Source organism: Shewanella ulleungensis (genome assembly GCF_014648315.1).
Taxonomy (GTDB): domain Bacteria; phylum Pseudomonadota; class Gammaproteobacteria; order Enterobacterales; family Shewanellaceae; genus Shewanella; species Shewanella ulleungensis.
In genome coordinates this window covers 793,863-814,985 of sequence record NZ_BMQW01000001.1, presented here as the reverse complement: position 1 = coordinate 814,985, position 21,123 = coordinate 793,863, and the positions used below count along the sequence as shown (strand labels likewise).

The 21,123-nt window shown below is 43.1% G+C and carries 14 protein-coding genes and 1 pseudogene; 11 read left to right on the top strand and 4 right to left on the bottom strand.

From position 1 onward, the window contains the following. Positions 1-347: 347 nt before the first annotated feature. From IEY40_RS03380 to IEY40_RS03355, 7 genes and pseudogenes are all read left to right on the top strand, one after another. Positions 348-992, top strand: coding sequence for a GntR family transcriptional regulator (locus IEY40_RS03380; RefSeq protein WP_428848127.1), 645 nt, complete (start codon positions 348-350; stop codon positions 990-992). A 53-nt stretch (positions 993-1,045) separates the two neighbouring features. Further along, a complete protein-coding gene (prpB, locus tag IEY40_RS03375; protein WP_188953279.1) occupies positions 1,046-1,924 on the top strand; it encodes a methylisocitrate lyase in 879 nt (292 codons plus the stop codon). A gap of 94 nt (positions 1,925-2,018) precedes the next feature. After that, positions 2,019-3,143 carry a bifunctional 2-methylcitrate synthase/citrate synthase gene (prpC, locus tag IEY40_RS03370; protein ID WP_188953277.1) on the top strand — a complete coding sequence of 375 codons (1,125 nt, stop codon included), beginning with the start codon at positions 2,019-2,021 and terminating at the stop codon, positions 3,141-3,143. Positions 3,144-3,223: 80 nt separating this feature from the next. After that, the gene (gene acnD / locus IEY40_RS03365) at positions 3,224-5,818 is read left to right on the top strand and encodes a Fe/S-dependent 2-methylisocitrate dehydratase AcnD (protein ID WP_188953275.1); all 2,595 of its coding nucleotides are present in this window, start codon (positions 3,224-3,226) and stop codon (positions 5,816-5,818) included. A 107-nt stretch (positions 5,819-5,925) separates the two neighbouring features. After that, positions 5,926-6,147, top strand: a pseudogene (locus tag IEY40_RS20160) (hypothetical protein). Between the two features lie 9 nt (positions 6,148-6,156). Further along, positions 6,157-7,326, top strand: a complete 1,170-nt coding sequence (gene prpF, locus IEY40_RS03360; RefSeq protein ID WP_188953273.1) for a 2-methylaconitate cis-trans isomerase PrpF — start codon at positions 6,157-6,159, stop codon at positions 7,324-7,326. A gap of 414 nt (positions 7,327-7,740) precedes the next feature. Beyond that, on the top strand, positions 7,741-9,906 hold the full coding sequence (locus tag IEY40_RS03355; RefSeq protein WP_188953271.1) for a cation:proton antiporter: 2,166 nt from the start codon (positions 7,741-7,743) through the stop codon (positions 9,904-9,906). 92 nt (positions 9,907-9,998) lie between these two features. On the opposite strand, the gene bcp is transcribed toward IEY40_RS03355, so the two are convergent. After that, positions 9,999-10,466, bottom strand: a complete 468-nt coding sequence (bcp, locus tag IEY40_RS03350; RefSeq protein WP_188953269.1) for a thioredoxin-dependent thiol peroxidase — start codon at positions 10,464-10,466, stop codon at positions 9,999-10,001. A 95-nt stretch (positions 10,467-10,561) separates the two neighbouring features. Then, positions 10,562-11,098, bottom strand: a complete 537-nt coding sequence (locus IEY40_RS03345; RefSeq protein ID WP_188953267.1) for a glycine cleavage system transcriptional repressor — start codon at positions 11,096-11,098, stop codon at positions 10,562-10,564. A gap of 282 nt (positions 11,099-11,380) precedes the next feature. On the opposite strand from IEY40_RS03345, the gene dapA reads away from it, so the two are divergent. From dapA to IEY40_RS03325, 4 genes are all read left to right on the top strand, one after another. Then, positions 11,381-12,262: a 4-hydroxy-tetrahydrodipicolinate synthase gene (gene dapA / locus IEY40_RS03340; protein WP_188953265.1), complete on the top strand. Its 882-nt coding sequence runs from the start codon at positions 11,381-11,383 to the stop codon at positions 12,260-12,262. 7 nt (positions 12,263-12,269) lie between these two features. Beyond that, positions 12,270-13,370 carry an NlpB/DapX family lipoprotein gene (gene bamC / locus IEY40_RS03335; protein WP_188953263.1) on the top strand — a complete coding sequence of 367 codons (1,101 nt, stop codon included), beginning with the start codon at positions 12,270-12,272 and terminating at the stop codon, positions 13,368-13,370. 340 nt (positions 13,371-13,710) lie between these two features. After that, on the top strand, positions 13,711-14,793 hold the full coding sequence (locus tag IEY40_RS03330; RefSeq protein WP_188953261.1) for an efflux RND transporter periplasmic adaptor subunit: 1,083 nt from the start codon (positions 13,711-13,713) through the stop codon (positions 14,791-14,793). After that, positions 14,790-17,885: an efflux RND transporter permease subunit gene (locus IEY40_RS03325; protein ID WP_188953259.1), complete on the top strand. Its 3,096-nt coding sequence runs from the start codon at positions 14,790-14,792 to the stop codon at positions 17,883-17,885. The genes IEY40_RS03330 and IEY40_RS03325 overlap by 4 nt, the downstream gene beginning before the upstream one ends. 184 nt (positions 17,886-18,069) lie before the next feature. On the opposite strand, the gene IEY40_RS03320 is transcribed toward IEY40_RS03325, so the two are convergent. Together IEY40_RS03320 and fadE are read right to left on the bottom strand one after the other, a co-directional pair. After that, the gene (locus IEY40_RS03320; RefSeq protein ID WP_229777001.1) at positions 18,070-18,504 is read right to left on the bottom strand and encodes a PaaI family thioesterase; all 435 of its coding nucleotides are present in this window, start codon (positions 18,502-18,504) and stop codon (positions 18,070-18,072) included. A gap of 85 nt (positions 18,505-18,589) precedes the next feature. Then, positions 18,590-21,037: an acyl-CoA dehydrogenase FadE gene (gene fadE, locus IEY40_RS03315; protein WP_188953255.1), complete on the bottom strand. Its 2,448-nt coding sequence runs from the start codon at positions 21,035-21,037 to the stop codon at positions 18,590-18,592. Positions 21,038-21,123: the final 86 nt, after the last annotated feature.

Sequence of the window (21,123 nt, the reverse complement as noted above, 5' to 3'; positions counted from 1 at the left end):
CAAATATAACCAAACAATAGCCAAGCGTTGTACCAAACCAGATTAACATCAGCGTTAAACAACTTTTCGAAGACTATTTAAAAGGGGGGATATCACTGACGTTATCCTTGAGCTGATTTTGCATAACCTTTGCCAAAGTGACAATCATAATAGTGCTATCTGCGACAAAGTGTCGCAGACAGTATCAAGATGGCAGTGATGTTTTTGTTGTTCGGACTCTTTTATACACTTTGTCGACAATAACTCCATTTTTATGGTTGTTTTATGCCCAAAACTTGCTATATTGTCGACAACTTGTTTTGTGTAGCTGTATTTTAATGCCCGTTTTTATTATCCAAGGTATGAATATGATCCAACCGGTGACTTCTGCAGATAAGACCTTTGTAGCCCTGAGAGACGATATAGTCGAAGGTCGTATTCAGGCCGGCTCTAAATTGAGCGAAACTGAATTGTCGACAAAGTATGCCGTGAGTAGAGCTGTGATCCGTGAAGCCATTAATCGCTTAGAGTCGTGCCATATTGTTGAGCGTAAAGCCAACGTCGGGGCTCGAGTCGTTGCGTTATCTCCGCAAGGATTAATTGAGTTGTATCAAGTGCGCGAATCACTTGAAGGCATGGCCGCGCGGTTAGCGGCAAAGAACATGACCGATGATGAAATCGCTGATTTAAGCAGTTTATTACAATCTCATTTTGATGAGGTCAAAGGCGGTGAGTCATATTATCAAGAAGCCGGTGATGTGGACTTTCATTATCGGATTATTTTAGGCAGTAAAAACAAGCATCTAATTTCAATGCTGTTTGATGGCATTTATCATTTAGTGCGCATGTATCGCGTGCAACTTGGCATGGCGGGGCCGCGTGTGACCACCGCTTATGATGAACACAAACACATTGTTCAGGCCATTTTAAATCGTGACGCGGAACTGGCTGAAATGCTAATGCGTCGCCACATTTTGTATTCTAAAAACAGCATCGAACATAAATTATCGTAATCGCAATAAGTGACGTTTTACGTTACTCACGACATTGTATAAAGGGGAATAGCATGAGCGCAGGTAAAAAATTTCGTCAAGCATTAGCTAATAATAAACCATTGCAAATTGTGGGCACTATTAATGCTTACTCAGCGATGATGGCTAAACAAATTGGTCATCAAGCCATTTATTTATCAGGTGGCGGTGTGGCGAATGCATCGTACGGCTTACCAGATTTAGGCATGACATCACTTAATGACGTGCTGGTGGATGTACAACGTATTACCTCTGCTTGTGACTTACCTTTATTAGTCGATATTGATACCGGTTGGGGCGGGGCGTTTAACATTGCTAAAACGGTTCGCGATATGGAAAAAGCCGGTGCAGCAGCTGTACACATGGAAGATCAAGTGGCGCAAAAGCGTTGTGGTCATCGCCCAAATAAAGAGATTGTGCCCGTTGAGGAAATGGTCGATCGCATTAAAGCGGCGGTTGATGCGCGTACCGATCCAGACTTTTTCATTATGGCGCGAACAGACTCGTTTGCTCAAGAAGGCTTAGACGCTGCGATTGAACGTGCTAAAGCGTATGTCGCTGCGGGTGCTGACGGCATTTTTGCTGAAGCGATTAAAACAGAAGAACATTATCGTGCATTTGCTGAGGCATTAGATGTGCCTATTTTGGCTAACATCACAGAATTTGGCCAAACTGAATTATGGAATAAACAGCAGTTAGGCGAGTGGGGCGCAGCAATGGTGTTATACCCATTAAGCGCTTTTAGAGCCATGAATAAAGCAGCTGAAATGGTTTACAGCGCCATATTAACCGATGGCGATCAAAAAGCAGTAGTCGACAGCATGCAAACACGCATGGAGCTTTATGATTATCTGGGTTACCACGACTATGAACAAAAATTAGATAGCTTATTTGCCGAAGGCAAAAATAAATAAGCGTATAAATAAATATAAACAACAAGACTCAAAACCCCTACATATGTGTGTCCTTGATGGGGGCACACAGCAAGCATAAGAAGGAAGATATATCATGGTAGACAAGAAATTATCAGGTGCAGGATTACGTGGTCAAAGTGCTGGCGAAACAAAATTATGTACCGTAGGTAAATCAGGTTCAGGCCTGACTTATTGCGGATACGATGTGTCAGACTTGGCAGATAACGCCACCTTTGAAGAAGTTGCTTACTTATTATTTAATGGCGAATTACCGACTCAAGCACAATTAAGTGCTTACAAAGCCGAGTTAACGGCGCAGCGTGATTTACCCGATGCGTTAAAAGCGGTACTTAAGCTGATCCCTGCTGACGCTCACCCAATGGATGTGATGCGCACCGGTTGCTCATTTTTAGGGAACCTCGAACCAGAAGTGGATTTTAGCCAGCAACACAAAGCTGCAAATCGTTTGCTTGCCGCATTCCCTGCCATTATGTGTTTCTGGTATCGCTACAGCCATGACGGTGTAGAAATTGATTGCACTACAGATGAAGATTCTCTGGGTGGGCATTTTCTTAAGCTGCTGCGCGGCGAAACTCCTTCAGCACAACACCGTAAAGTGATGGACGTGTCGTTAATTTTGTATGCAGAGCATGAATTTAACGCCTCAACCTTCACCGCGCGTGTGTGTGCATCAACCTTGTCAGATATGTATTCATGTGTAACGGGTGCTATTGGCTCATTGCGTGGTCCATTGCACGGTGGCGCCAACGAAGCCGCCATGGACATGATCCAAAAGTTCAGCTCGCCAGCTGATGCAAAAACGCAAATGGCGTTGATGCTTGAACGTAAAGAAAAAATCATGGGCTTTGGTCATGCTATTTACAGTGTGTCAGACCCTCGTAATGTGATTATTAAGAAATGGTCTGAAAAGCTGGCTCACGAAAACGGCGATACCTCGTTATATGATATCTCTGTCGCGTGTGAAGAGTTTATGTGGGACACCAAAAAGCTGTTCTGTAACGCTGACTTTTTCCATGCATCGGCTTATCACTTTATGGGCATTCCAACAAAACTGTTCACCCCAATTTTTGTTTGTTCACGCTTAACCGGTTGGGCAGCACACGTAATGGAACAGCGCTCAAATAACCGCATTATTCGCCCAAGTGCTGATTATGTCGGTAGTGAGCCTCGTAAAGTTGTGCCAATTAGCCAACGTTAATCCACTGGCCGAGCTCAATGGCTCGGCTTTTTCGATTTTGATAGTCGATCACCCAATTTGTATTAACTGTGGATATTGTTATGAATACTCAATACCGTAAATCTTTACCCGGCACTAAGCTCGATTATTTTGATACTCAAGAAGCGGTTAACGCCATTGAGCCTGGTGCTTATGCCAAACTGCCTTATTGTTCTCGTGTGTTTGCCGAGAATTTAGTGCGTCGTTGTTCACCTGAAATGCTGGTTGACTCGCTAAAGCAGTTAATTGAGCGTAAGCGCGACTTAGACTTTCCGTGGTTTCCTGCGCGTGTGGTGTGTCACGACATTTTAGGCCAAACCGCGTTGGTTGACTTAGCTGGCCTACGTGATGCCATTGCTGAAAAAGGCGGTGACCCGTCAAAAGTGAACCCAGTCGTGCCAACACAATTAATTGTCGACCATTCATTAGCTGTTGAGCATGCCGGTTTTGAAAAAGATGCATTTGAGAAAAATCGCGCGATTGAAGATCGCCGTAATGATGACCGTTTCCATTTTATAAACTGGACCAAAACGGCGTTTAAAAATGTCGATGTTATCCAACCGGGTAACGGCATTATGCATCAAATCAACTTAGAGAAAATGTCGCCAGTGGTACATTCCCTCGATGGCGTGGCATTTCCTGACACTTTAGTCGGCACCGACAGCCACACCCCACATGTAGATGCGTTAGGCGTAATTGCTATTGGTGTGGGTGGATTAGAAGCTGAAAGCGTGATGTTAGGCCGCGCATCGTATATGCGTTTGCCAGACATTGTAGGCGTTGAAATCACCGGCAAACCACAACCAGGTATTACCGCGACCGACATCGTACTCGCGTTAACGGAATATTTACGCGCACAAAAAGTCGTGTCGTCCTATTTAGAGTTTTTTGGTGAAGGCACTACCCATTTAACATTAGGCGACCGTGCAACCATTACTAACATGACACCAGAATACGGTGCCACAGCTGCAATGTTTTATATCGATAGACAAACTATCGATTATTTAACGCTAACGGGTCGTGACGACGAGCAAGTTAAGCTGGTTGAAACCTATGCCAAACAAGCCGGCTTATGGGCCGACACCTTAACCGAAGTCGAATACGAACGCATATTGCACTTCGACCTATCAACGGTTGGACGTAACATTGCTGGCCCGTCAAATCCTCATAACCGCGTGCCGACTTCGGAACTTGCTGCTCGTGGTATTAGTGGCGTGGTTGAGAACGAGCCGGGCAAAATGCCAGATGGCGCGGTGATTATTGCCGCAATTACCAGTTGCACTAATACCAGTAATCCACGCAACATGATTGCCGCCGGTTTGTTAGCCCGTAATGCCAATGCCCGTGGTTTATTGCGTAAGCCTTGGGTGAAGTCGTCACTTGCCCCTGGCTCAAAAGCAGTGCAATTGTATTTAGAAGAAGCAGGTCTATTGCCTGAGCTTGAAAACTTAGGTTTTGGCATTGTTGGTTTTGCCTGTACCACCTGTAATGGCATGAGCGGCGCGTTGGATCCTGTGATTCAACAAGAAGTTATTGACCGTGATTTATACGCCACTGCTGTATTGTCGGGTAACCGTAACTTTGATGGTCGTATTCATCCATATGCTAAACAAGCATTCTTGGCTTCACCGCCATTAGTCATTGCCTATGCCATTGCTGGCACCATTCGTTTTGATATCGAAAAAGATGTACTTGGTATTGATAAAGAGGGCAATGCTGTCACCTTAAAAGACATTTGGCCAACCGATGAAGAAATCGATGCAGTGGTTAAAGCCAGTGTTAAACCCGAACAGTTCCGCAAAGTGTACGAGCCTATGTTCGACATAAAAGTTGAATATGGCAGCCATGTTAATCCGCAGTACGACTGGCGCCCACAGAGTACTTATATCCGTCGTCCACCTTATTGGGAAGGCGCATTAGCGGGCGAGCGCACCATGAAAGGCATGCGTCCGTTAGCGGTACTAGGTGACAACATTACCACTGATCATTTATCGCCATCGAACGCGATTATGCTCGACAGCGCTGCCGGTGCGTATTTGGATAAAATGGGCTTGCCAGAAGAAGACTTCAATTCTTATGCAACTCACCGCGGCGACCACTTAACTGCGCAGCGTGCGACCTTTGCCAATCCGAAACTGTTTAACGAAATGGTGCAAGAAAACGGAAATGTGCGTCAAGGTTCATTAGCCCGTATTGAGCCAGAAGGCCAAGTCACTCGTATGTGGGAAGCGATTGAAACCTACATGGAACGTAAACAGCCATTGATTATTATTGCCGGTGCTGATTATGGCCAGGGTTCGTCACGAGATTGGGCTGCAAAAGGCGTACGTTTAGCGGGTGTTGAAGTCATTGTAGCCGAGGGATTTGAACGTATTCATCGCACCAACTTAGTGGGCATGGGTGTATTACCGCTTGAATTTATTAAAGGCGAAAACCGCCATACTTATGAGATTAACGGTACTGAAATCTATGATGTAGTTGGTACACCCAAGCCTGGTGCCATGATGTCAGTTGTCATGACGCGTCTAGATGGTGAGCAGGTAACCATTGCGGTTAAATGCCGTTTAGATACTGCCGAAGAGTGTTCTATTTATGAGGCGGGCGGCGTATTACAACGCTTTGCACAAGACTTTTTAGCCAATGAAGTGGCTAGCTAGTTAAGGTCGCTTTTCGGTATATCGGCAGTTTGTTACTAGGGTCTGTTGATCTTTGCTGGTTGAATTTTGTTCGAGTTTAAAACGTTTAAATCGAGGCGAATGGATTGATGCCTAGCAATCTAAGCAAAATCCATTTAACAAAGAGTAAAACGTTTTTAGCCGAACCCTTCGGGCAGCGTTTGTTGACCATTTTTACTGCGTTATCGACTTTTTATGTAGAATAACTACACCTCAAAGTCTCTGCCTTGTATAAATGGCCAACAATTCGCTGCAAAAATAACCTTGAAAGATCAACAGACCCTAGGCTACCGATTTTTCATTTTTTGTAGGATGTTGTTATGGCTCATTTACCACAAATTAGAATCCCCGCCACTTATATGCGAGGTGGCACCAGTAAAGGGGTGTTTTTTAGTTTAACGGATTTACCTCAAGCCGCTCAGGTTGCGGGCCCTGAGCGCGATGCCTTGTTATTGCGCGTTATCGGCAGCCCAGATCCATACGCAAAGCACACAGATGGAATGGGTGGGGCAACCTCAAGTACCAGCAAAACGGTCATTTTATCAAAAAGCACTCAAGCTGATCACGATGTTGATTATTTATTTGGTCAGGTCTCAATTGATAAACCCTTTGTCGATTGGAGTGGTAATTGCGGTAACTTAACCGCGGCGGTAGGGTCATTTGCCATTAGCAATGGGTTAATAGACCCAAGCCGTGTGCCGCATAATGGCACCGCAGTGGTGCGGATCTGGCAAGCAAATATCCAAAAAACCATTATTGCCCATGTACCTATTACAAACGGTGAAGTGCAAGAAACTGGCGACTTTGAGCTGGACGGCGTGACCTTTCCGGCCGCTGAAGTTCAAGTGGAGTTTTTAGACCCTGCTGACGGTGAAGGTGCGATGTTCCCAACCGGTAATGTGGTTGATGTGCTTGATGTGCCAGGTGTTGGCAGCTTTAACGCCACCATGATCAATGCAGGCATTCCGACCATCTTTATTAATGCAGCAGACATCAATTATGTAGGTACAGAGCTACAAGATGATATTAATAATGATGATAAAGCCTTAGCCATGTTTGAAACCATTCGCGCTTATGGTGCGGTTAAAATGGGATTAATCAATCACATTGATGAAGCTGCAGCGCGTCAACATACACCAAAAGTAGCCTTTGTTGCACCAGCCGTGGAGTATGTTTCATCAAGTGGTAAAGCGGTTACTACTGCAGATATCGATCTAGTGGTACGAGCATTATCTATGGGTAAACTGCATCATGCGATGATGGGCACCGCTGCCGTTGCTATTGGCACTGCGGCTGCTATTCCTGGCACTTTAGTTAATTTAGCCGCAGGTGGTGGTGAGCGCAGCGCTGTTCGCTTTGGTCATCCGTCTGGCACATTACGAGTGGGTGCTGAAGCGCAATTTGTTGATGGCCAATGGCAGGTAAAAAAAGCCATTATGAGCCGTAGTGCTAGGGTATTAATGGAAGGCAAGGTGCGGATTCCGCAATAACCTAGATGATCAGTTAAGCATGAAAAACACAAAGCCTTGGTATATCAAGGCTTTTTTGTCGATTTAATCGCCTGTAAGATTCAGCTGATATGCTAATATGACATAAGATTTTAACAATAAAATTATAAACTTAATAAGAAATTTTGTGTTTATTATAAAGTGTGATAACCATCAAAAAGAGCTTGATCCTGTAGTAAAATTAGTATGTTATATGCTGAATTTACGACGACTAATAGCCACATTATTCATTTGGAGTGAGACTTCACTGTGGTTAGTTATAAGGAATGAGATCGCGATTACCAATTAACATCGTAATAACCTTTTTATGGTTTAGGGTATAAAACAGTTCACGTATGATCGTGAAGCACATTGCTTAGCTCGAGTGAGCAATGTATCGAAAAGAAGGAAACAAATATGGTCGAACACATCACAGGCATGCTGGCATTAATCGGTGTGTTGTCGCTTTTGTGTCAATGGGTTGGTTGGAAGTTACGTTTACCCGCTATTTTACCACTACTATTGTGTGGCTTATTGTTAGGCCCTGGTTTGGGTATTTTAAATCCTGACGAGATTTTTGGCGATTTATTATTCCCGATTATTTCGTTAGGGGTTGCGGTCATTCTATTTGAAGGCGCACTGACCTTAAACTTTAAAGAAATTAAAGATCATGGCCGTATGGTCACCAACCTAGTGAGCATTGGTGCATTAGTTACCTGGCTCGTGATTGTGCCTGCCGCACACTTTTTAATGGGCTTTGAGTGGAGTATTGCCGCATTATTTGGTGCTCTCGTGGTAGTGACGGGCCCAACCGTAATTGTGCCAATGTTACGTACTGTTCAACCAAAATCTAACCTTGCCAGTATTTTGCGCTGGGAAGGTATTGTGATCGACCCTATTGGCGCACTAATGGCTGTACTGGTGTTTGAATACATTGCTGTATCGAACGATCCTACTACCCATGTACTGCATGCCCTTGGACTAACGTTAGTCATTGGTTTTGGTTTAGGTGCTGTTGCAGGGTATTTAACGGGTTTGGCTATCCGTAAAAACTTATTTCCACATTACTTACTCAATACCGCAGTATTAACCATTATGCTAGGGGTGTTTGTTGGTTCTAACTTAGTACAGCATGAGTCAGGTTTATTAACCGTAACCGTTATGGGGATCCTATTGGCTAACATGCGCGGCGTAGATATTGCCGACATTTTAGAATTTAAAGAAACCCTTACCGTACTATTGATCTCGGCACTGTTTATTTTACTGGCTGCACGCTTAGATTCTGGTGCGATGCTCGACCTTGGTATTGGTGGTATTGCTGTTTTATTAGTTGTGATGTTTGTAGCAAGACCATTAAGTATTTGGATTTCGGGACTTGGTACCAATTTATCATCAAAAGATAAGTGGTTTTTAAGTTGGGTCGCACCACGGGGTATTGTTGCTGCAGCGATTTCATCGTTATTTGCTATTAAACTTGAAGCAGTTGGCTTAGAAGGGGCATCATCGATTGTACCATTAGTGTTTTTAATTATTATTGGTACGGTTGTTATTCAGAGTTTAACCGCTGGCCGCTGGGCTAAGTTTTTGGGTGTAAAAGAAGGTTCGAACCAAGGTTTACTTATCTTTGGTGCGTCTAATTTTTCACGTGAACTTGCGAAAGTGTTAATTTCGAAAAACATCAAAGTTGTGTTGGCAGATAATAACTGGGACAGTATTCGCCAGGCGAGAATGGAAAACATTCCGGTATACTTTGGTAACCCAGCGTCTGAACACGCCGAAACCTATATGGATTTAAGCGGTGTCGGTCGTGTGCTTGTTATGTCGCCTTATCGTCAGTTAAACCCATTAGTGACTTTCTATTTCCAAGACTTACTTGGGGTTGAAAAGGTTTATGGTTTAAACAACGCGGACAGCGCCAGTGCTCGTCATCAGTTGTCTGAGTCTTATTTAAAACGCTTGTGTTTGTTTGGTGAAAATATCTCTTATGCCAAAATTGCCAGCTTGATGGCCAAAGGCGCGGTATTAAAAGTCACCAACATCACTGAAAACTTTACTTACGAAGATTTTAAAAAGCGTTATGGCGACACCGCTATGCCGTTGGTTTACTTAACCAAAGAAGGCAAAGTTAAAGTGTTGTCAGGAGTAGGGCCGTTTGATTATCCTGTTGGGATTGAATTGATAAGTTTGTTACCACAAGAAGCGCAAGATCAAGCTGTTATTCAACGTGCATTAGACGAAGAAGCTGACCGCAAAGCAAAAGCTCTGGCTGAAGCAGAAGCTAAAGCGGCTGCAGAAGCGCGAGCTATCCGTGAAGCGGAAGAAGCTGAACAACGTGCAATAGACAAAGCGCGTCGTAAAGAAGAAGAGCTGGCACAATTTGAAGAGCAAGAAAAGGCTCGATTACTTGCTGAAGAACAAGCCGTCATTGCTAAAAAAGAATCGGCAGAAAAAGCCAAATTGTTAGCTGCTGAGAAAAAAGCCGCTGCACAAGCTGCCGCTGAAAACGCAGATGAATCAACTCAGGCAGAGTCATCTACTGAGGAAGATAAGCCCGCACAATCCACTGACCCGAAAACGATTTAATCGTTAGCGGGTAACAAAAAGGCTTAGCAGTAATTGCTAAGCCTTTTTTTTGCAGGAAGAGTTATCGTTAGATATTGACTACGGAGGGATAACTATTCAGCTAATGTTGCCAGTACCACTTCGTGATGGTCTTTGGTTTTGAATTTATTGAGCACATGGCTAACTTTGCCATCAGTGCCCACGATAAAGCTTAGACGATGAATTCCGTCATAATGTTTACCCATGAACTGTTTAGGGCCCCATACACCGAAGCCATCAGCAACAGCGTGGTCTTCATCGCTCAAAAGGGTGAAGTTAAGTGCTTGTTTGTCGGCAAACTTGGCCAATTTGGCTACAGGATCTGGACTAATGCCAAATACGGTAACGTTTAAGCCATCTAGCTGAGCTTTGATATCGCGAAGACCCTGCGCTTGAACAGTACAGCCAGGCGTTGATGCTTTTGGATAAAAGTAAACGAGTACTGGGCCATGGATTAAGGCATCTTTAAGAGAGACTGTTTCACCAGCTTGATTTTGTAAGCTAAAGCTAGGTGCAGTATCACCTACGGTTAATGTGTTCATGATTTGTCCTTATCAGATGAATTGCAGATAGTACGCTACCTTGTTGAACAAGGTTCAACTTGTCAAAGTGTTTACTCTGAAAATAAATCCTATTGTTAAGGTGCTGCAATACCTTGCATGCGCTTGATAGTACATTCAAGAGACATTGATTCTGCCAGTTCATGAATACCTTGTTCAAGCATCAATAAGTCGACTTTATCGGGAATGTTAATTGCCAATAAAATGGATTGCGTTTTAAGATTGTCATTATCGTCAGCGTGCGAACGGACCGCGGCTAAATCTAAACCCCGATCGGCCAAAAATTGGGTAATGCTTTTCATGGTGCCACGTTGATCTTCACCATTAAACAGCACTTCAATGCGTGAGATAAAGTTTTTGGGTGTGTGTTTTGATGTGCGCTTCATTACTGTCATTAATTCAAGTTCGACACTTAAACTCGGTAATAAGCTTTCAATTTTGGTTATTGCAGTCCACGAGCCAGATATCATCATAATTAAGGTAAATTCATTACCAAATAATGCCATACGACTGTCGACTATATCGCAATCGCATTCACTTGCTAAACGCGCTAAACGACTGACTAAACCAGGGCGATCTGCACCCATTGCCGTAACGACCAGGTAGTTGGTCATGGATTTTCCTCACTGTCGATATCTTTGAGCGAAAACGCGTGCCGATGCAATGCGTTTTTGTGCGGGTGCTAATGCTAACATTTATCAGCAAAACACCTCAAGATACTAACCTATATCGGTCACATTAATGTGATTATTTTTTAGTTGCTAAGGTCGAAAAATGCTAGCTTATACCCATATCGAGAACAGAAATGACTTATTTCAGTTAATGCTTGCCGTAGTGCTTGTCATTAGTGGTTGGCATCAGTAACATAGCGAATCCTGAAACCTTGGGGAAGATAGATGATAAACGGAAGCATCGTAGCCTTAATCACACCAATGAATAGTGATGGCACAATAGATTACGCAAGTCTTGAAAGACTTGTCGAGTTTCATATCGAACAGGGCACAGATGCCATTGTTGCAGTCGGTACGACCGGTGAGTCGGCGACATTGCCAATGAAAGAGCATGCTGCTGTTGTGGCTCAAACCGTTAAGTTTGCCTCAGGTCGTATTCCTGTTATAGGTGGCAACGGCGCCAACGCGACGGCAGAAGCTGTTGAGCTGACTAAGTCACTGCAAAATACTGGTGTAGCAGCCATGCTTGGGGTGACGCCTTATTATAATAAGCCAACGCCAAAGGGATTAATTGCCCATTATAAGGCTGTTGCTGCTAGCACCGACATTCCACAAATTTTGTACAACGTACCTGGCCGAACTTCAGTAGATATGAAGCCAGAAACTGTCGCAGAATTAGTTGGCGTGAGTAACATTATCGGAGTTAAAGAAGCGACAGGCGATGTTAGCCGAGTTGCACGTTTGCGTGAGTTGTGCGGTGAAGACTTTTTGCTTTACAGCGGCGATGATGCGACTGCACGAGAGTTTTTATTACTTGGCGGTAATGGTGTTATTTCTGTTGCAAACAATGTGGTTCCACGAGCGTTTAAAGCCATGTGTGATGCAGCCCTTGCAAAAGATGCCCAATTAGCTAAAACGATTGATGAGCCATTAATGGGCTTATACAGTTCTTTATTTTGTGAAGCCAACCCAATTCCTGTGAAATGGGCTGTTCACAAGATGGGATTAATCTCTCATGGACATATTCGTTTGCCTTTAACTGAACTTTCTGAGCAGTTTCATGGTCTGTTAATAGAAACAATGAAACAAGCCCAGATAAAGGTATAATAAATTCATGTTAAAGAAAGTTACTCCGTTACTTCTTGTTGCAGCTGTTTCAGCTTGCAGTACGCCATTAGATCGTCGTCAAGCTAATGGCTCTGACGATTTCATTAATGCTGAAACTTCACCGTTATTGACTATTCCTGAAGGGTTAAATACCCCGACTTATAGCAAAGAATATGAAATTCCAGCTGTTGGCACTAAGTCTGATAAAACGTTAATCGGAAAAAAACTCGATATTCGTGCGCCTCTTCAAGTATTGCCGATGGCTGAAGGGACTCATATTGAAGAAAGCACTGACAATATTCGTGTTGTGATTGATTCAATAGAAAGTACTACTGATCTCAAGCAAGAAATATTTGATGTAGTTAAAGCTTACTTAACCAAGAATAATATGGTTATTCGTGCTGAAGATTATGCTGCCGGTGTTATCGAAACCGATTGGATTGAACACGAAGAAGTGATTGAGTCTAGTTGGTGGGGTAGCGATAAAGTGTACACGTTGCGTCAGCGTTACAGCTACAACATCGATGTTAAGCCTCACGGTCGTTCTGGTAGTGTAGCGATTAGTTTGCTAGAGCATGAAGAGTTTTATAACGGCGAAGATCAAAAAATCTTATTGAGTGGTGACGATAAACGTCGTTATACCACCGACATGCTTAACAACGCCATTGGTTATATGAGTGTTGAGCGTGATAGAGCCATTCGCGCAGCGCGTATTCAACAAAGTTTGGGTATCAAAGTTGACTTAGTGACAGGCACAGGCTCAGATGCTGCTTATTGGTTAGCTGATGCAAATTACCAATCTGTGTGGGATCGTTTACGTTTAGTTCTGCCTGAAATGGGCTTTGATGTAGTCGATATGGATACCAGCAAAGGTCTGTTCTTCATTAATTTAGAAGAGAGCAGCGGTTTCTGGAGTTCGTTATGGGGCGATGAAAAGCTGTCGCTGAAAAAGGGCAATTATCGTTTATTGCTTAAAGAAACCGACAATCCAGAGCAGACTAAAATTTTACTACACGATGTCGAAGATAATGCATTAGACAATGAAGCGATTACTGAAGTGTATCAAATCTTGTCAGATCTTATGCAAGAAGACCGAAAAGTGCGTTAATATTCACTTATCATGTTATCTATTTTGAAGAGACGCTCAATTTGAGCGTCTCTTTTTTTTAGCTAATTGTCACAATTTGTGTCAACAGCGATGTGTGTATAAGCCGCGCTGATGTCATTATTCCTCTTAAAACCTGGCTTTATGCGGTTTTTATGCAGCAAATGCAGGTTTAAACGCTGTTTTATTCATAATTTTCGTTGTTGAACAATTTGTTGTTTGCTTTCGTAATATGTTCGCGAAAGTAAAACGCCTTGAAGCAGGCGCATTGCTGAGTACAATCACATAATTAAACAATCAGCTAAATAATTATTCATTTACCCTGGATGGTTACGGACAAACAATGAAAAAAATAATATTACTGATCGCCATAGTGTCAATCGCGCTGTTCGGTTACTTTTCTTTCCTGCCTGAAAAAGCACAAATACAACGTCCTCGAGCAATACCTAATGTGGTAGTGGCTAAAGTTGAGGTAATGCCTATTCGTGACGAAGTAGAAGCGCTCGGGACAGGTAAAGCATATGAATCGATTATCGTGACTTCGAAAGTGGCCGAGATCGTTAATCAAATTAACTTTGATGATGGTGAGCTTGTTGAAAAAGGCTCTGTATTGGTGTTACTGCGTAACGATGAGCAAAAAGCCAAAGTGGCAGTCGCTGAAGTGAAGTTAGCAGAAAACTTACGTGAGTTAGACCGAATTAGAGCACTGGTTACCAGTAAAACCATTGCTGAATTGGAGCGCGACCGGTTACAAAGTTTAATCGACACCACTCGCGCAGAAGTTGAACAAGCCAATGCAGCCTTACATGACCGAATCATTAAAGCACCTTTCTCAGGCCGATTAGGTCTGCGCCAAGTCAGTGTGGGTAGTTTAGTCACACCTGGTGAGCAAATCAGTACATTGGATGATATCAGTAAAATTAAGCTGGACTTCTCTGTGCCAGAACGATTTATCCAAGAGTTAAAACCCGGCAAATTAGTTGAAGCCAAAGCCGTTGCTTATCCAGACCGTGTATTTAAAGGTGTAGTAACTTCTATCGATAGCAGAGTCAATCCAAGTACTCGCGCAGTGATTGTGCGCGCCGTAATGCCAAACAGCGATTTAAGCTTACTTCCTGGCATGCTAATGAAAGTGAAGTTAATTAAACAAAGCCGTGAAGCTTTGTTATTACCTGAAGCGGCGATTATTCCTATTCAAAATAATCATTTTGTTTATGTAGTCAATGCCGACAATAAAGTAGAGCAAGTGAAAGTCACTTTGGGTATTCGTACTCGTGGTTGGGTTGAAATCACTCAAGGTCTTGAAGTGGGCAAGCAAGTCATTATTCGCGGTATTTTAAAAGTACGTCCGGGTGATGAAGTGAAAGTACAACAAGCCGAAAACTTTAAGTTTGCTCAAGTCGAAGGTACGGAGAAGTCGGCATGATATTAACTGACTTATCGGTTAAAAGACCGGTCTTTGCATCGGTTATCAGCATCTTGCTGATTGTATTGGGCTTAGTGTCGTTTGGTAAATTACCATTACGAGAATACCCAAATATTGATCCACCTATTGTTTCGGTAGAAACAAGCTATCGTGGGGCAAGTGCCTCTGTAGTGGAAAGTCGAATTACTCAATTAGTTGAAGATCAGATCAGTGGTGTTGAGGGAATTCGCCATATTAGTTCATCCAGCAGTGATGGGCGCTCAAGTGTCACCATTGAGTTTGATATTAACCGTGACATTGAAGCTGCTACCAACGACGTGCGCGACCGAATTTCTGGATTGTTAGAACAGTTACCAGAAGAAGCCGACTCTCCGTCAATTTTTAAAGCCAATGGCAGTGATGAAGTGATCATGTGGCTTAACCTAGTGTCTGATCAAATGGACACATTGCAGCTGACTGATTATGCCAACCGCTACTTAGTTGACCGTTTCTCGGTAATCGACGGTGTTTCAACACTGCGTTTAGGCGGCGGTAAAGTTTATGCGTTAAGGATTTGGATAGACAGACAAGCATTAGCTTCACGCAACTTAACCGTGTCAGATGTCGAAGATGCGCTGCGCTCAGAAAACGTTGAATTGCCAGCAGGTTCCATTGAATCCAAAGAGCGTCACTTTACCGTGCGTTTGGACCGGGTATTCAAAACCGCTGAAGATTTTTCTAACCTTGTGATTACTCAAGGAGATGATGGCTATTTAGTTAAGCTTGGTGATATCGCTAAAGTTGAAATTGGCTCAGAAGAAGAACGTATTATCTTCAGGGGCAACAAAGAATCGATGATTGGTTTAGGGGTAAGTAAGCAGTCGACTGCCAATACCCTAGAAGTTGCACGGGCCGCCAACGCACTCGTTGACAAACTCAATCCAACATTACCCGCAGGTATGGAGATTAAACGCTCATACGACAGTTCAGTGTTTATCGAAGCGTCTATTGATGAGGTTTATCAAACTTTATTTATTGCCATGATATTAGTCATTGTCGTGATTTACCTTTTCTTAGGTTCTGTCAGAGCAATGTTAATTCCAGCGATTACGGTACCAGTATCACTATTAGCCACCTTTATTGTGCTTTATGCGCTTGGTTATACCATTAACCTACTAACGCTACTGGCAATGATTTTGGCTATCGGAATGGTGGTTGATGACGCGATTGTCATGTTAGAAAACATTCACAGACGTATAGAAGAGGGTGATTCACCATTAAAAGCCGCTTTCCTAGGCGCGCGTGAGGTCGCATTTGCCGTGGTTGCGACAACCTTGGTACTGGTAGCGGTATTTATGCCTATTACCTTCTTAGAGGGCGACTTAGGTAAGCTATTTAAAGAGTTTGCGGTCACAATGAGTGCAGCAGTCATATTTTCGAGTATTGTTGCGTTAACACTGACACCAATGATGTGTTCTAAATTGCTTAAACCTGCAGATCAAGACCCATGGCTCGTTAAGCAAGTCGACAAAATGATGGTTAAATTATCCGACTGGTATTTAATCATGCTTAATACCGGCATGAAACGCCCAGTGATGGTGTCGCTTGTTGTGTTGATTGCATTTGGTTTAAGCGGCTACTTACTCAATAAAGTGCCACAAGAGTTTGCCCCTCAAGAAGACCGCGGTTCTATGTTCTTAATGGTAAACGGACCACAAGGTGCCAGTTTTGAATATATTGAGAAATATATGGATGAAGTGGAAGGGCGTTTAATGCCAATGGTAGAAAACGGCGAAATTAAGCGTTTACTTATTCGCGCTCCGCGCGGCTTTGGCACCGCATCTGACTTCTCGAACGGCATGGCAATTATTGTGTTAGAAGACTGGGCTGAGCGTCGTAGTGCTAACGAAATTATTGTCGAAATCCGTGAGCGTTTAGCCGATCTTGCCGGTATTAGGGCTTTCCCGATTATGCGCCAAGCCTTTGGCCGTGGTGTGGGCAAACCTGTGCAATTTGTGATTGGCGGACCAAGCTATGAAGAGCTGGCCGATTGGCGTGACATCATGCTCGAAAAAGCCAAAGATAATCATAATATTATTGGTCTAGACCATGATTATCAAGAAACAAAACCACAATTACGTGTATTGATTGATCGCGAACGAGCAGCCGATCTCGGCGTGTCGGTGTCGCACATTGGCCGCACATTAGAGTCAATGTTGGGTTCTCGCTTAGTGACAACCTTTATGCGTGACGGTGAAGAGTATGATGTGATTGTTGAAGGTAACCGTGAAAATCAAAGCACGGCGACAGATATGGAAAACATCTATGTGCGATCTGAGCGTACTCAAGAGTTAATTCCGTTATCTAACTTAGTGTCGATTGAAGAATTTGCAGATGCAAGTTCGCTTAATCGCTACAATCGCATGCGCTCAATCACTTTAGAAGCTAACCTTGCGGCTGATTACAGTTTAGGGGAGGCATTAGATTATATGAATAATCTTGCTGCAACTTACCTACCTGCTGAAGCGGTAATCAGCTATAAAGGCCCATCGTTGGATTACCAAGAATCTGGTAGCTCAATGAACTTTGTATTTTTACTGGCCTTGGGTATCGTATTTTTAGTATTGGCAGCACAGTTTGAAAGTTATATTCACCCAATGGTGATTATGCTTACCGTGCCATTGGCGACACTCGGTGCATTGGTTGGTTTATGGGTAACAGGGCAAAGTATCAATATTTACAGCCAAATTGGGATCATTATGTTGGTCGGTTTGGCGGCTAAGAATGGTATTTTAATTGTTGAGTTTTCTAACCAACTACGCGATCGAGGTGTAGAATTCCAGCAAGCGATTTTACAAGCATCTACACAGCGTCTTCGTCCGATTTTAATGACCGGGATTACGACTGCTGCAGGAGCTATTCCATTGGTGATAGCTTCTGGTGCTGGCGCCGAAACTCGCTTCGTCATTGGTGTGGTGGTGTTGTCGGGTATTTTACTGGCGACCTTCTTCACACTAATCGTAATACCAGTAGCTTATAGCTTATTTGCGCGTAACAGCAGTTCGCCTGAAGCCGTTGCTAAGCAGTTAGAAATAGAACTTAAAGAAGACTAATTGCGACCCGTAAGTGTAAAAAAGCCAGTCATGTGAATGACTGGCTTTTTTGTTATTTGTTTCGCCCAAAGATAAGTTGATACATTGGGGAATTATCTATGTAACCATCAGTATCAATCAAAAACGTACTCAATAAGATTACACATTCGTGTTCAGTTTTGAGTTAAAGAACTTATATACACATTCAAGGACGGATAATTAAACATGTCGCTGTAGCAGTAGCGAGCAATTTACCCTCTTCTGTGGTTAATGTGCCTTGCGATATCCCCAATGATTTAGACAAGTTCATTAAGTTACCTTTAGCGACTAAACGTGTGTTTTGTGGCACAGGGCGAACCATTTTAATATTTAGATCAATAGTTGAATAACTGACGCCTGCTGGTAATGCTGAATGAACAGCACACGCGGTAACTGTGTCTAATACTGTTGCCGCAAATCCACCATGAACACCGCCCATAGGATTAAGGTGACGTTCATTAGCAAAGGCTTCAAATGTGACGTTACCTTCACTGACATCGATGGGCTTCATCGGGATGACTTCGCTAATTGAAGGGGCAGGGATGTCGCCATTTAATATGGCTTGCATTTGTTGTAATCCAGTGAGGTTTTTCATCATTATCCTTTACGATTTTTTAATAGTCACAATTTTTAGCGATAAAAAAAGGTAAAGCATATGCTTTACCTTTTTACTTAGAGCTTAATAATTAAGCTGCTTTTTCTTGCTTTGCTTTAGGAGCAAGTTGAGCACGTAATTCTTCAGTGTCAAAATCATCAACGTTAATTGATTTAAGACGACCAATTTCAGCACGTTCCAGTAAGGCGATTTCGCTGTCGCTTAACACACCTAGCGCTTTACCTTCTGCTGCAACTTTATCTAACCACATAAATGGTAGACGTTTACCCGCAGCCTTACAGACTTTGTCGTACAAAGGTTCTGCTGCAAGAATATCTTTAAACGTTTGTTCTTGAATACCCACAGCGTTGAACTCAGATGGTGTCCAGAACTGGCCTTTACCTAAACGGTCACGGCTAGCACATGGCGTTTGCATTATCTTAGCCACTTTGTGATCCAGTACATCACTTGGACGCTTAATAGGACGACCGAATGGGAAGATTACCGCGCGAAGTGCAATACCAAGGCCCATTGGGAAGTTGTTAAGCAAGTCGTCTAACGAATCTTGTAACTTGTATAACGAATCTTCTACAGCCCATTGAACTAACGGTAGATCTTCAGTTAAACGACCATCGTCTTCATAACGCTTTAACGTGGCAGAAGTCAGATACAACTGGCTTAATAAATCGCCTAAACGTGCAGAAATACGCTCTTTACGTTTGAGGTTACCACCTAACGTTGCCATGGCTAAGTCAGACAATAACGCTAAGTTAGCACTGAAACGGTTCATTTGCTGGTAGTAACGTTTGGTTTTATCTGAATATGGGCTATTCGAGAAGTAAGATGAGGTTAAGCCCATCCAGAAACTGCGAATAAAGTTAGACGTTGCAAAACCAATATGACCAAAGATGGCTGAGTCGAAGTTATCTAAACCACGGTTAGCATCGGTATCAAATGCAGATTCCATTTCAGCCAATACATATGGATGACAACGGATTGCACCTTGTCCATAAATAATCATTGAACGCGTTAGAATGTTTGCGCCTTCAACCGTAATGGCAATAGGTGCAGCTTGATAGCCACGGCCTAAATAGTTATTCGGCCCAAGACAAACACCTTTACCGCCGTGAATGTCCATTGCATCAATAACACATTTTTGCATTCTGTCGGTTAAGTGGTACTTAACAATGGCAGAAATAACAGATGGTTTTTCACCTAAATCAATAGCTGTGGTAGTTAATGTTGCCACGGCATCCATCAGGTAAGCGTTACCACCGATACGTGCCATTGGTTCTTCGATGCCTTCTAACTTACCAATAGGTAATTTAAATTGACGACGAATACGTGCATAGGCACCTGTTGCTACAGCCGCTGTTTTTACACCACCGGCAGAGTTTGAAGGTAGCGTAATACCACGACCAACAGATAAACATTCAACTAACATTCTCCAGCCTTGGCCGGCCATATCTGGACCACCAATAATGAAGCTTAATGGTACAAACACTTCGTTACCGCGTGTTGGACCATTTTGGAACATACAGTTTAATGGGAAATGACGACGACCAGTTTCAACACCTGGGATATCAGTAGGAATTAATGCACAAGTGATGCCTAATTCTTCTTTATCACCAAGCAAATGGTCAGGGTCGCGCAGTTTAAAGGCAAGACCCAAAACTGTAGCTACAGGCGCTAGGGTAATGTAACGCTTATTCCACGTTAGCTTCATACCAAGCACTTCTTCGCCTTGGAATTCACCTTTACATACCACACCAAAATCTGGGATTGAGCCAGCATCACTACCTGCTTCTGGGCTAGTTAGTGCAAAACATGGCACTTCTAAACCTTGCGCTAAACGCGGTAGGTAATGATCTTGCTGTTCTTTAGTACCATAATGCTGCAATAGCTCACCAGGGCCTAACGAGTTAGGAACACCTACGGTAGAAGCAAGTTCACTGCTTACGCCGGCAAGTTTTTGCAATACGCAAGATTGCGCGTAAGCAGAGTACTCTAAACCGCCGTATTTTTTCTTGATGATCATGGCGAAGAAACCATGGTCTTTTAAGAACTGCCATACATCTTGAGGTAAATCACCTAACACGTGAGAAACTTGGTGTTGATTAAGCATTTTACACACTTCTTCAACAGGACCATCTAGGAAAGCCTGTTCGTCAGCGGTTAAGCGTGCTTTAGGATAATTATGAAGTTTGCTCCAGTTAGGATTACCGGCAAATAAGTCAGCTTCCCACCATGTTGTACCTGCTTCAATGGCTTCTTTTTCGGTAGAAGACATTTCAGGCATGATGCCGCGATAAACTTTTAACAGTGGACGACTGATAAAATTCTGTCTAAACGATTTAATATTTAATGGTAGTGCGATAACGAGGAATACTATCCAAGCAATTACACCAATAATGTCCATTGTGCTGCCAACAACTAACACAACTGCCGCAGCAATTGTGGTCGATAATAGCGATACTCTAAGGTATGCCATAGCGCCGAGCACAAAGATCATCGCGATGATCCAAAGTAGGGTGGTCACTGTACTTCTCCTTAAAGCTATTTATGTAGACAAGAAATAGCTTATTTATTGTTGATCTCATTCACAGGAAAGATTGTGGTCAGACC